This window comes from Candidatus Pelagadaptatus aseana (genome assembly GCF_040362265.1).
Taxonomy (GTDB): Bacteria; Pseudomonadota; Gammaproteobacteria; order Pseudomonadales; family Cellvibrionaceae; genus Pelagadaptatus; species Pelagadaptatus aseana.
Map to the genome: position 1 here is coordinate 189,762 of NZ_BAABNJ010000001.1, position 12,956 is coordinate 202,717.

Genomic DNA, 12,956 nt, shown 5'->3' on the forward strand with positions numbered 1-12,956 from the left:
CATCGTAAAACAATTTGTCACAGAGCGCACAGTGTCATTCCCTGCGTTGCTCTTTATAATGACCCTCCGGTAGCAGGGTTACCCCCTGAACAATAATAAAAATATCTGGAGAACGCGTTGTACCACCGTATATTCAGCCACCTGCTTTTGGCTGCCACAGCCCTGTTGCTGAATGCTTGCGATGACAAGCCGCCAGCTCCGGACAACACAGACACTGCAACCATCACCCAAGAACCCGCCAAAAAACCCACCATTCTCTGGGCGAAACCGGGTTTTGCACCGCTGTTTATTCACCAGCCACCCTTTCAGGGGCAAGGTACGGGCGACCTGATGTTCGATATATTGCAGCAAAAGTTGCCGCAATTTCGTCACAGCCAAACCAAGGCCAACTACGCCAGAATCATTGCCGAGATGCGCAAAGGCACCGAGATGTGTGCCCTGATGATTTACAAAAGAGAACGCGAGGCGTTTGCCTATTTCAGCCAACCGATTGCTGTGAACCCCAGCTACCAGCTGTACCTCAGTACCGAAGGCAAGCAGGCGATTGATCGAGCCTATGGTTATGACCTGAAAACCGCTTCATTTGATGAACTGCTCGGCAAGAGTCGTGACCTGACGCTGCTGATCACCCCCAACCAGAGCTATGGCATTGAGCGAGATGCCCTGATCGCAAAACACATCGACCATCTCAACATCAAACGAAACTTCAGTGACCAATCCGCCACCATGAAAATGCTGGCAGCCAACCGGGTGCAGATGTTGCTGGTACTGCCCTGGGTATTTAATTATGAGAAGGACGTCTCCGGGCTGCACGGTAAAGTCACCAAAGTGCAACTGACCGATGTCCCGGCAGACGACAGCTACACCATTGCCTGCACCCGAACCGAGCAAGGCAAACAGGTGGTTGATGCCATCGACCAAATCAAACCGGCAGCCCACACCCTGCTGAAGCAAGCCGCTGCGGCCTGGTTGGAACCCGAAGAAATGGGCAATTACCAGCGCGCCTACAACAAATATTTTCCAACCCGATAATCCATCCACGACCAAGGACGCATTGTAGATAAACGCGACTTCCCTATAATGCCCTGAAGGAAGCCCTGTAATGGAGAAGGATTTGTATCAGCAGACAACCCGAGTCCTGTGCCTGACACTGATCAGTCTGTTGATCAGCGCCTGCAGTCCTGATGGCAACAACAATGCGGTCAATGACAGCGCTCAACAAACCGCTGATTCATTCCCATCCCAGTCCTCACCAACACAGGCCGCGACAACACAGACTGCGATACCAGGGCAAGCCCCAGGCCAAGGCAGCGAGGAAAAACCCACTGTCATCTGGGCCAAACCCGGTTTTGCCCCATTGTTTATCAGCGAGGAACCCTTTAAGGGAGAGGGCACCGGAGACCTGATTTTTCAGACCCTGCAAACGCTGCTGCCCCAATTCAACCACGTCAACACCAAAGCCAATTACACCCGCATTATCGCCGAGATGAAGAAGGGCACCGACATCTGCGCCCTGCTGTTTTACAACGAGACCCGCGAGGACTTCGCCGTCTACAGCGACCCACTGGCGATCACCCCGAGCTACCATATTTACGCCAGCCTTGAGGGCAAAGCCGCACTCGACAAAGCCTTTGGCCGCAATCTGAGCCAAGCCCCACTGGATGAATTGCTGAGCAAAAGCGGGGACCTGTCACTGCTGATCACGCCACACCAATCCTATGGCAAAAAGCGTGACGACCTGCTCGCCAAGCACAAGGATTCACTCAATACCCAGCTGCACCTGACTGACCTGCCTGCCATGATGAAGATTGTCGCCACCAATCGCGCTCAACTGATGCTGGCCATGCCGTGGGTATTCAATTATGAGCAGGACAATCTGGGGCTGCATGGCCGCACCGCGAAAATCGAGTTAACCGATGTTCCGGCCTACCAGGCCTCTTATCTGGTGTGCAGCAAGAATCCGCTGGGCAGGCAGGTAGTGGCAACCATTAACAACATCGACCCGGCAGCCCACACAGTACTGAAAGACGCCATGGCCAGCTGGCTGTTGCCCGAAGAACATCAGGATTATTATCGGGCCTACCGGGAATACTTCGCCGCCTATGCGTCCGGGCAGGCGCCAAAGTAACGCCCCGGCTTGAGGCCTTTGGCGCATTTCTCTACAATCAACACCCCGACCGCAAGACCGCAAGACCGCAAGACTGAACAATGGGATACACCAAGCTTTGTTATCGCCTGATCAGGCTTACCTGCTACAGCCTGATATTCGGGCTTGTCACCGCATGCTCACAGGATGAGGCAACCCCCTCTCCAGCCATCGCTGCCAGTGAGCCACCGCAGACTTCAAACCAGCCCCAGAAATTACAGCAAGTGGCTCCACAGCAAGAGACGCCACAACAAAAACCCGTGGCGGTTTGGGGCACCTCCTTCCTCAAGCCGATGTTCTTTGTCGAGGAACACATGCAGGATCAGGGACTGGGCGATCTGATGTTCAAAAAGCTGCAGGACAACCTGCCGCAGTTTCAGCACACCCAAACCCGCGCCAGCTACCCACGAATGATCGCGGAGATGCGCAATGGCGTCGACATGTGCTCACTGCTGTTTTACAACACCGACCGCGCCACGTTTATGGCCTACAGTAACGCCGTTGCCATTACCCCGACCTACCAGATCTACACCAGCCTGCAGGGCAAAGCGGCACTGGATCAGGCCCTGGAGCGGGATGTCCGTGAAGCCTCTCTGGATGAGATACTGGCACACAGTCGTGAACTGACGCTGCTGATCACCCCCAATCAGACTTACGGCCCGGTCCGGGACAAAATTTTTGCCAAACACGCCAAGCAGTTAAAGATTCAACACCATCTGGGCAATCAGGCGGAAAAGATAAAGATGCTGGCCGACAATGAGGCGCAGATGCTGCTGGCCATGCCCTGGGTGTTCAATTACGAACAGCGAGTTCAGAAACTGCAGGGCCAGACCGCCAAGATTCACCTGACCGACGTGCCCACCTACCAGACGTCCTACATCGCCTGCACCGACAGTGAGCTCGGCAGAAGCGTGGTCGAAGCCATCAACGCCATCAAGCCGGCCGCCCATACCCTGTTGAAAACAGCCGGCTCCAAGTGGTTAAAAGTTGAAGAATTGCACTCTTACCATCAGTCCTATCTGGATCACTTTGCGCCCTGACCCCTGCGCCCTGACCCCTGTCACTGATTAATCGAACAACCCCGCCCACAGCATCTGCAGATAGGTGGCGGCGATACGCCACACGGACACCTCCGCCACCTTATCGGTGGCGGCAAACACCCGGCCTTCGTGCACCGTACCCCAGACCTTGATATCCCGGATGGCCATGGGCGCCACCGTCAGCGGATCGGCGTCGAGAATGGTCAGATTGGCCAGCTTGCCAACCTCAATAGAACCAATGCTGTGTTCCTGCTGCAGCGAATAGGCGGCATCGATCGTCACAGCCCGCAGCGCCTGCTCGACCGAGATCCGCTGCTCGGGCCCCACCAGATTGCCCTGCTGAGTCACCCGATTGACCGCTGACCACATCAGAAACAACGGTTTGCCCGGAGCCATCGGCATATCCGAGTGCAGCGAGAAAGACACACCGGCATCGGCTACCTCACCCAGACGCACCATTTGCTGCGCTCTGGCCGGGCCGATACCGCGCAGACTGTAGTGATCTGCCAGCACCACCGGATAGTAGGGGTTGGCACTCACTATCAATCCCAGATCCCGTATCCGCTGAATCTGATCAGAGGTTGAAAAGCCGAAGTGAACAATCACCGTGCGGTGATCCGGGCGCGGATTGCGCCGCATATTCTCTGCCACAACATCGAGCAACAGCTCCAACCCCAGATCGCCGTTCTGATGCACGTGAATCTGATAGCCGGCGTCCCAGTAATCGGCAAACGCCTTTTTAAAGCGCTTTGGCTGCATCAACCATTCACCGTGATGACCATCCAGATAGCCGTCCTGCATCTGCATCAACTGACTGAACATGGCACCGTCGGCAAACAACTTCACCTGTTTGGGCAAGAAGCGGCTCATGCCCTCACCCCAGGCCAGCATTTTTTCGGTTTCAAGTACCATCTGCTCGCCACTGAATTGGGTCGAGAAGGTTTTGCCGTCGGCGATGTAATCCATATGAAACGGCGTCGCTGCCGGCGCAAAAATCTGGTTTTGCATAATCTGCAAATTGCGATTCACCATACCACCCGGTTCTACCACATAGGTGCTACCGGCCGCCTGCCAGTAGGCCTTGACCATCTCAAGCGCCGGCAGATAGCGCTCCGGGGCGGCCAACTCCCGGAACAGTATGGGGGCCAACGCCAGTGCGCCCTGCTCCCAGAAATGACCGCGCTGAATATTGCTTTGCTGTTGCGCGTAGCGTGACCAGGCAGAAAGAGTGGCCGGGGTAATGTCGAAATACTCCAGCGCCCGGCTATTGAAAACAAACTCATGGGCTGAGCGCTGCCAGATTACAATGGGAAACTCTGAACTGATGACATCCAGATCGGCGCGACTGAGCTCGCCATGCCAAAGACGGTGATACCCCCAGGAAAATATCACCTGCTCGGGATCCGTTTTGGTAGCAACAATCTCCCGCAGTCGCGCTCGATACGCTTGCTGGGTTTCCGCCCGGGGATGAAATACTCCGGGCATAGACCAGTCTTCGATGGATACCACATCGGTAGCAAGCGTCAATGCCGCCAGCCACGGGTGATCGTGCTGGTTGATAAAGCCCGGCACAATCACCTTGTCCGCAAAGCGTTGGTCAACCTCTACCTGCGCCCCGGCCAGCTGCTCACGCAATGACGCCAGAGTCCCAACGCCCACGATTTGCTTGCCTTTGACCGCCACAGCCTCGGCGCGAGGCAGCTTGCGATCCAGGGTAATCACCGCAGAGGCGGGATACAGGGTCACCGTATTCTCGGCCCTGTTCTCGCCCTCCTGCCGGGCACACCCTGCCAGCGTCAACACCAGCAACACACAACTGCCCATCAAGGCTTGCTTTAACCAACCATTCATTCTGACCAACCTGTTTCTTTATGGCTCATTACAAATCGGCTGCAGAGGCTAACACGTTTAGCATGAGCCGGGCGAAGACATCTGCCCACGATATTATCTTGTACACAAAATAAATTTACGGCAAGATCCGGGTATGGAATTGCTATCTCCCGATGACTGTATTTTTCACCTGCTGGCCAAAGCCAGCCAGGCCGGCACCCGCTACTGGAAATCGGTGGTGGGGGATCTGGGTGTCACCGCCGTGCAGGCCAAGGTGCTGGTGCAGCTCAATGGCATCGAATCCATCGGCACCGGAGATTTGAGCCGGCTCACCGCGCTCGACAGTGCAACCCTGACGGGCGTGCTAGATCGGCTGGAAAAAATGACACTGATTACTCGAACCCCCAAACCGGAAGACCGCCGCGCCCTGTCGATTCAACTGACCGCCAAAGGGGCACAACTGGCAACAACCCTCTACCAGCGCATGCCACAGGCCAATGCCGATTTTCTTGAACCCCTGTCCGACAGCGAAAGTGCTCTGCTGCGCAACCTGCTGAAACGGCTTTAATTTTTTAACCATTTGTTTTGCGTGCAAAATATTATGAGGTAACCCCACATGAATCTGACCCAGCTACTGCAAGCCGTGCGCAATGGCACGCCCACCATCATCAATGAATCCTGGGCTCAGGGGCGCACCGCCTATGGCGGCATTACCGGTGCCGTCCTCTGCGAAGCCTGTCGCAAAGACGTCGACAGCACACGCCGGCTGCGCAATTTTGAAGTGGGCTTTTTAAGGCCGGTTGAAGCCAACAAAGCCTTTGAGATCGAAGTAGAGACACTGGCCAGTGGCAAGACCGCCACCATGAAAAGCGCCCGATTGATTCAGGAGGGTAAACTGCGCGCCACGGCCAAAGCCGACTTTGTCGCGCCACTGCAATCGGAGATTGAAATTAACACCTTCAAGCCACCTGCCATGAAATCGAAAGCCGATTCCATGTCCATGGCACTGGATTTCCTGCCACCATTTATGCAGCACTTTGACAATTATCTGACCACCGAGGCGCCGCCGTTTGCCGGCAAACCGATTGCCGAAATGGGCGGCTGGATTCGTCTGGCCGATGACATTGATGGCCTCACCGACAGCCATTTGGTGTGCCTGATCGACTCGTGGCCTCCCACCGCTTCCGTCCACTACAGCGGTTTCAAGCCGCTGTCGACCATCAGCTGGGGGATCCACTTTGCCGAACCGGTTGACCGGATCAATCCGAAGGATCATCTGGGCTATCTGGCCAAGGTTAACTTTGGCAAAAACGGTTTGAGTTCTTCCGAAGCAGAAATCTGGTCACCCAAGGGCCAATTGCTGGCTCGCAGTTATCAGACCAATATTATTTATGGCTAAAAAATGGGATCCCCCGCCAATTCGGGGGATCCCAAACTGAGTCCATCAACTGACTGGAATCAACCGTACCGGCAATTCACTGAAGCCCTTCACAAAGTTGGAGCGCACTCGCACCGGCTCACCCACAACCTCAATCTTTTCGAAGCGCTGCATGATCTCTTCCCAGAGAATGCGCAACTGCATCTCAGCCAGGCGATTACCCATACAGCGGTGCACACCAAAGCCGAAGGAGATATGACGGCGGGCATTTTTGCGATCAATCAAAAACTGGTTGGGATTTTCGATACTGCGCTCGTCGCGATTACCGGAGACATACCACATCACCACCTTGTCGCCCTTTTTGATGGTTTTGCCGCCCAGCTCAACATCCTCTGTGGCAATGCGGCGCATGTGCGCCAGCGGCGTCTGCCAGCGGATAATCTCTGACACCATATTGGGAATCAGGCTGTGGTCAGCTCGCAGCTTGTCGTACTCGGCCGGGTTTTCATTAAGTGCCAGCACACCGCCGCTAATCGAATTGCGGGTGGTGTCATTGCCGCCGACAATCAACAAACCGAGATTACCCAAAAATTCCATGGGGCGATCGAGAATATCCTTGGTGGCCTCACTGGCCTGCATCAGGGAAATCAGGTCATAGCTCATCTCACCGTCCTTGTTTTCCGCCAGACGCTGATGCCACAGTTCACTGAACACCCGGGCGCAATCCATTAACTCCTGAGTCCGATATTCCGGATCAATATCGGCACCGGTCATTTCCGGCAGAGCCGCCATCAGATCCGACCAGTGAATCAATTTATGACGATCTTCAAACGGAAAACCGAAGATGGTGGCCAGCATCTGAGCGGTCAATTCCACTGACACCTTTTCTACCCAGTTAAAGCTCTCACCCACCGGCAGACCATCGAGAATGGTGATCACCCGCGAGCGAATTATGCCCTCCAGTTCGGCCAGATTTTTCGGTGCCACCACCGATTGCACCGCGTTGCGTTGCTCATCGTGTTTGGGAGGATCCATGGAAATAAACATTTCAACCGGCAGATCTTCACCCCGGTCACCAATCACGACAAACGGCTCGGATGAGAATTGCTGATGGTGGCTGTCCACATAGACGATGTCATCGTAGCGGGTGATCGACCAAAACGGACCGAAGGGACTGTCCTCGATATAATGCACCGGGTCTTCATCGCGCAACCGGGCAAAGTAGGGCTCCCACAGGTTTTGCTCAAACAGACGCGCATCGCTGACATCAATTCGATCCAGTGGCAGTGTGTCTACGGGCGGTACCGCAGGCTCGGCAGAAGACGGCGTAAAAATAGCGTTCATGGCTCCCTCCTTACATCTGAAATTCAGGCAGTGACACACGGATACCGCTCAGCTCATCACTGAGCGATACCTGACAGGAGAGGCGGGAACCGGACTGCTGCTCCGGCGTCATGCCCAGCATCGAATCTTCCATGGCATCGGCCGCCTCCAGCTTACCCAGCCAGGCCTCGTCGACGATCACATGGCAGGTGCCACAGGCACAGCTGCCACCGCAATCGGCATCAATACCGGGGACGCCATTGTCCATCGCCGCCTGCATCAGGGTCTGGCCCGCTTCGGCCTCCACCTTGTGCTCGGAGCCATCGTGCTCCACATAGGTTACTTCGATCATTCTCCACCTCTCTGATGTCTTGTTATCGCTTGTGTTGTTATAGATTGGATTGTTATTAATTGGGTCATGCACCACTTGGCATGTACTCAGAATAGGAAAAGCCGACGCAAAGTCTCAGGTCATTAGAAGACATTATAGGGTCATTACAGGACACCAGAGAGTCATTAGCAGACACAACTCCAGTAACCCTGCTAGGCTAGCGCCATGAACGCCAACAGCAGCCACAGCAGAGACCTCACCATTCCCTCACTTCCGGTCAACTACACCCGGCTGATTGCCCGGGAGTTGCACCTACAGGAACGGGAGCTGGATGAACTGTTGCGCGGTACCGGATTGAAGTGGTCGGAGATCCTCAACGACGACACCCTGATCAGCACCGCCCAACAGGCCCAGATTGCCCGCAATGGCATTCGCATGTCGGGCGCTCCCTGGATCGGGCTGCGCATTGGCCATCAACTGACCCCACCGACCCACGGTCCCATCGGCTTTCTCGCCAACACCAGCCCCGACCTGAAAACCGCGCTAGAGGGGTTTCGCGATTTTCTGCCCTCAAGGGTCAGCTTTACGGAACTGAGACTGGAAGTCGAAGGCGACCAACTGGCCTGTTATCTCAACACCGATCTCGGCGATGAGCTGATCAACCGCGCGGTCTTCGAGGCCTTTGGCCTGTCGCTGATCACCTTGATTGAATACGTACTGGGGCGCGATTTTATCGAGGGCGAGTTGCACTACCCCTACCCCAAACCGGATTACGCCGAACGCTTTGCCGACTACAGCCAGTGCCCGGTTACTTATGACGCCCCACGCGGCAAAATCACCATCCCACTGGCCCTGACCGACACCCCCAACGCCACCGCCGATCACGTTGCCTACCAATACGCCCGCCAACAGTGTGAAGAACTGCAGCAACAACTGCCGCTGGACTCGGCCAGCACCAAGACCCGGGTGATGAGCATTCTGTTGTCGCGCCCACCCAATCAATGGTCGGAAAAAACCGTCGCCGCCAGTCTGTTTATTTCAACCCGCACACTGGCACGCCGACTGAAGCAGGAAGACACCGGTTTCTGGGCCCTGAAAGATCAGCTGCTGGCCTCCATGGCCGCCAACTATCTGCGTGACACCCAACTGTCGGTCGAGGCCATCGCCACCTTGCTCGACTACCATGACAGCCCCAATTTTCGTCGCGCCTTCAAGCGCTGGTATGGCATGCCCCCGGCCGACTTCCGTCAACGCAACGGTGTTGAGCGAAACCATTAACCGGTATGATGCGTACCCTTTTTTTAAATCAGCCTGACTTTTAAATCAGCCCAATTAGGTCAAACCATGCTCAAAGCCCTGTTTCTTGATATGGACGAAACCCTGTGTGATACCCAGGGAGCCAACCGCAAAGCCAAACAATTGTTTGCCGAGGCGGTGCGCCGCGAGTTCGGGCAGAACGTCAATGGTGCCGCCGTGGCCGATGCCTACGTCAGCGGTATTTACCGCGAGTGGGATGATCAGCAAAAAGCGCGCTACCTGCCATTGGCCCAGCGCAGCGAAGGCGCTTTTCGGGTGCAGCTGATACGCGATCTACTGAGTGCCCAAGGCGTGCATGAGGTGACCGCAGAACAGGCCCAAAGTCTGCAGGATGGCTTTGACAAGGATCGCCTCGATCATTTTGATTTTTACCCCGGCATTGCCGAGTTTCTGGCCGAAGCCCGCAAACTGTTTACTCTGGTGGTGATCACCAATGGCCCGGAATTTTCTCAGGTGCCCAAGGTGCGCGCTGTCAATCTGGCCGCCCATGTGGATCACATCATCATTGGCGGTCAGGAACCGGAAGAAAAACCGCACAAATCCATTTTTGAAAAAGCCATGAAACTGGCCAACTGCGAAGCCCACGAAGCCATTCATGTGGGCGACAGTCTGGCGGCGGATATCGCCGGAGCCCACAACAGCAACATCACGTCGGTATGGATTCAGCATCAACAACCCTTAGACGCCGAACTGGGCATTAACCCGCACCACACCCTGATGCACCCGTCGGAGATTCCCGAGCTGGTCCGCAGCCTGAAGCCATCCTGAAGACCGGACTGACATTAAAACCGGCTTGATTCAAATCAGGCGCGCGCCATAAAGCTCCGCTATGATTAAGGCTTTGAACGTTTGCAAAGCGGAGCAGTCGAGTGGCCGACATCCTCAGAAATATGTTGAGCTTTTGCGTTAAAAGCGAAGGCTCGGATCTCTATATCTACAGTGACGCTCGCCCCATGATCAAGATTCATGGCGAGTGCCAGCACCTCTCCACCAGTCCGTTGTCTCTGGCTCAGGTGGGTCAGATTGTCTCCCGCTTGCTGACACCACAGCAGCAGGAACAGTTTGAAGAAGAGATGGAATTGAGCACCTCGGTCACCTTTGAAGACATCGGCCGTTTTCGCATCAATGTTTTCAGAGAACGGGGCAAACCCACCGTGGTTGCGCGTCTGATCAAGGGCGACATCCCTGCCATTGAAGAGCTGGATCTGCCCAGTGTATTGGGCAAACTGTCATTGGAAAAACGCGGTCTGGTGCTGGTGGTTGGTGCCACCGGTCAGGGCAAGTCCACCACCCTGGCGGCCATGATCAAACACCGGGCGGCCAAGAAAAACGGCCACATAATCTGCATCGAAGACCCGATTGAATTTATCCATAGCCACGATCGCAGCCTGATCGGCCAGCGGGAAATCGGCGTCGACACCCGCAACTACAACACCGCCCTGAAGAACGCCATGCGCGAGAGCCCGGACGCTATTATGATCGGTGAAATCCTCGACGAGGAAACCATGTCCAGCGCCATCAAATTTGCCGACACCGGCCACCTGTGTCTGGCCACCCTGCACGCGGTTAACGCCAATCAGGCACTGGACCGCATCATCAATATGTACCCCGAATCCCTGCACGATCACGTACGTCAGGATCTGGCCATGAACCTCAAGGCCATTATTTCCATGCGCCTGCCCAAGGGCGTGAACGGCAAACGGGTTCCTGTGGTGGAAGTTATGCTCAACACCCCCCACGTTCAGGATCTGATTCGCAAGGGGCACATTGAAGAACTGAAAGAAGCGATACTGGAATCCATTGACGACGGCGGCCAATCCTTTGACCACGCCCTTTATCAGATGGTACGCGAGGAAAAAATCGACCAGCACGAAGCCCTGCGCTGGGCCGACTCGGCCACAGACCTCAGCCTGCGCCTGCGCTTTGATTGAGTTGGCGGCGCCGATCAGAGCTCTTTACTGAGCGTAAACGCTCCGCGAATATCGCCTTCGGCATAACCGCGGGCCTGATCCTGCGGATAGAGCTGATCCAGACGTGCGGCAACCGCATCACTGATATTGGCGCCGTGACAGGACAGACACAGCGAGCCCGTTGGAATCGCCTTCATAAACCGATAGGTCCCCTTGTCAGTACGGCTGGCCTGCAATTTGGCCATGGGCTCGCCCTTGGCCAAACGCGCTTCAAACGACTGCAATACCGACAGCTCCCAATCGTCTGGAGCATTATCACTATTGCGCAATTTCAATGAGGTTCGCCCCACCGTCCAGCCATCCGCCGAAGCAGCCTCGGCAATTTCCGGCGCCTGTTCATTACAGGCGGCAATCGCACCTTCGACACCGTCGCTCTGCATCCCCTGTTGCAAGGCGCCCTTGAGATTTTTGGCGAAGCCCGCCATGTGCTGTCTGGCCTCAAGCTCCAGATCACTGGCCAACACCGGCAGCACCCAGACGGCAGCCATACTCGCTGCAATGATTTTTTTCATGGTCACTCCCTTTTGCTGCATAAGCGTCATCATACTCACCAACCGTCGACAATCCATTCTTCAATAGTCGAACACTTTAGCGCTATAGTTAGGTAACTCGAAAGCCACCCAGATCAAATCCGGACCCGATAATGAGCGAAAAACAAAGATTGGATCTTGCCCACGCCATTTTTTATGTGGAACTGAAAAGCAACGCCCATCGCTCCCTGTTCACCGACCGCGAATCCTTTTTGCAGTTTGAGGCTCTGCTGCAACAATTGTTTGAAGAGACCGGCGCCACAACCTTGGGCTATTGCCTGTTGCAGGAAACGGTTCATCTGGTTTTAAACGCTGGCGACGAGGGCATCAAAAACGACAGTCGCTGGCTGACTCAGGCCTACACCAAATTCTACAACGATCATCATCAACGCAATGGCAGCGTGTTTAACAACCGCAGTCACACTCTGCTGCTGGAACCAAGGCGCTACCTGCTGGCGGTAATTCGGCAACTGCACCAATTACCCGTCACCGCCCAACTGGTGGCGGCGGCCAGCATTTACCCCTGGTCGAGTCATCATCATTATCAGGAAGATCGGCACGCCGATTGGTTCGAGAGTCAGCCACTGATCAATTTGGTGGGCAACCAGCGCCACAACTGGCGGCGCCGCTATGAGCAGGCCATGACCACTGCAACCGGGGAATTTCTGGATTGGCACGGGGGCAACCACGATCAGGTGATCGCTCTGGCCAGCGACCACTACGTCACTTCATTACTGGCAGCACAGGATCCTCAGGTGTACCAGGCTCCGACGCTGGAATGGCTGAAGGGCAAGGTCTGTGACGAATACACTTTGGACGATCAGGATCTGGCGCTGTGGCGGCGTCATCGACTGGCCGGCGAAGTCAAAGCCGTGATTGCGGCACTGGCCATTCAGTTTGAAAGCAGCGATCTGCCAACCGCGGCGGAGTTTCTGCAGGAAGACCCGGATGTTCTCGAAGGCGGCATTCGGGCGCTCAACACTCACCGCAGCCTGTTTTTACACAACCTGCAGTTACAGTTACAAACGGAGCTCTACAGCCGGGTCAATCCGGAGCAAGAGCCACCCTTGCTGCAACCGGCAGAATCCTGA

Annotated in this window: 13 protein-coding genes; 9 read left to right on the forward strand and 4 right to left on the reverse strand. The window is 55.4% G+C overall.

Going from position 1 to position 12,956, the window contains the following annotated elements; translation table 11 throughout:
* Positions 1 to 117 precede the first annotated feature (117 nt).
* From ACPXV9_RS00895 to ACPXV9_RS00905, 3 genes are all read left to right on the forward strand, one after another.
* Positions 118 to 1,032, forward strand: a complete 915-nt coding sequence (locus ACPXV9_RS00895; protein WP_423893787.1) for a hypothetical protein — start codon at positions 118 to 120, stop codon at positions 1,030 to 1,032.
* Between the two features lie 70 nt (positions 1,033 to 1,102).
* On the forward strand, positions 1,103 to 2,128 hold the full coding sequence (locus ACPXV9_RS00900; RefSeq protein ID WP_423893788.1) for a hypothetical protein: 1,026 nt from the start codon (positions 1,103 to 1,105) through the stop codon (positions 2,126 to 2,128).
* An 80-nt stretch (positions 2,129 to 2,208) separates the two neighbouring features.
* On the forward strand, positions 2,209 to 3,186 hold the full coding sequence (locus ACPXV9_RS00905) for a hypothetical protein (protein WP_423893789.1): 978 nt from the start codon (positions 2,209 to 2,211) through the stop codon (positions 3,184 to 3,186).
* 27 nt (positions 3,187 to 3,213) lie between these two features.
* On the opposite strand, the gene ACPXV9_RS00910 is transcribed toward ACPXV9_RS00905, so the two are convergent.
* Positions 3,214 to 5,037, reverse strand: a complete 1,824-nt coding sequence (locus tag ACPXV9_RS00910; RefSeq protein WP_423893790.1) for an amidohydrolase — start codon at positions 5,035 to 5,037, stop codon at positions 3,214 to 3,216.
* A gap of 133 nt (positions 5,038 to 5,170) precedes the next feature.
* Here ACPXV9_RS00910 and ACPXV9_RS00915 point away from each other — a divergent pair, with 133 nt between their 5' ends.
* Together ACPXV9_RS00915 and ACPXV9_RS00920 are read left to right on the forward strand one after the other, a co-directional pair.
* Positions 5,171 to 5,584, forward strand: a complete 414-nt coding sequence (locus tag ACPXV9_RS00915) for a MarR family winged helix-turn-helix transcriptional regulator (RefSeq protein WP_423893791.1) — start codon at positions 5,171 to 5,173, stop codon at positions 5,582 to 5,584.
* Between the two features lie 48 nt (positions 5,585 to 5,632).
* Positions 5,633 to 6,415 (forward strand): thioesterase family protein, encoded by a 783-nt coding sequence (locus ACPXV9_RS00920; RefSeq protein ID WP_423893792.1) that lies wholly within the window; start codon positions 5,633 to 5,635, stop codon positions 6,413 to 6,415.
* Between the two features lie 45 nt (positions 6,416 to 6,460).
* Here the strand turns inward: ACPXV9_RS00920 and ACPXV9_RS00925 are convergent, their stop codons facing one another.
* Both ACPXV9_RS00925 and ACPXV9_RS00930 read right to left on the reverse strand, forming a co-directional pair.
* A complete protein-coding gene (locus ACPXV9_RS00925) occupies positions 6,461 to 7,738 on the reverse strand; it encodes a cytochrome P450 (RefSeq protein WP_423893793.1) in 1,278 nt (425 codons plus the stop codon).
* 10 nt (positions 7,739 to 7,748) lie between these two features.
* Entirely contained in the window at positions 7,749 to 8,069 is a 321-nt protein-coding gene (locus ACPXV9_RS00930; protein ID WP_423893794.1) for a 2Fe-2S iron-sulfur cluster-binding protein, read from the reverse strand.
* 204 nt (positions 8,070 to 8,273) lie between these two features.
* On the opposite strand from ACPXV9_RS00930, the gene ACPXV9_RS00935 reads away from it, so the two are divergent.
* From ACPXV9_RS00935 to ACPXV9_RS00945, 3 genes are all read left to right on the forward strand, one after another.
* Positions 8,274 to 9,326, forward strand: a complete 1,053-nt coding sequence (locus ACPXV9_RS00935; protein WP_423893795.1) for an AraC family transcriptional regulator ligand-binding domain-containing protein — start codon at positions 8,274 to 8,276, stop codon at positions 9,324 to 9,326.
* A gap of 66 nt (positions 9,327 to 9,392) precedes the next feature.
* The gene (locus tag ACPXV9_RS00940; RefSeq protein ID WP_423893796.1) at positions 9,393 to 10,133 is read left to right on the forward strand and encodes an HAD family hydrolase; all 741 of its coding nucleotides are present in this window, start codon (positions 9,393 to 9,395) and stop codon (positions 10,131 to 10,133) included.
* A 101-nt stretch (positions 10,134 to 10,234) separates the two neighbouring features.
* Positions 10,235 to 11,296 carry a PilT/PilU family type 4a pilus ATPase gene (locus ACPXV9_RS00945; RefSeq protein WP_423893797.1) on the forward strand — a complete coding sequence of 354 codons (1,062 nt, stop codon included), beginning with the start codon at positions 10,235 to 10,237 and terminating at the stop codon, positions 11,294 to 11,296.
* A gap of 14 nt (positions 11,297 to 11,310) precedes the next feature.
* On the opposite strand, the gene ACPXV9_RS00950 is transcribed toward ACPXV9_RS00945, so the two are convergent.
* Complete coding sequence (locus ACPXV9_RS00950) at positions 11,311 to 11,847, reverse strand: Tll0287-like domain-containing protein (protein ID WP_423893798.1); 537 nt, start codon at positions 11,845 to 11,847, stop codon at positions 11,311 to 11,313.
* Between the two features lie 131 nt (positions 11,848 to 11,978).
* On the opposite strand from ACPXV9_RS00950, the gene ACPXV9_RS00955 reads away from it, so the two are divergent.
* Complete coding sequence (locus ACPXV9_RS00955) at positions 11,979 to 12,956, forward strand: transposase (RefSeq protein ID WP_423893799.1); 978 nt, start codon at positions 11,979 to 11,981, stop codon at positions 12,954 to 12,956.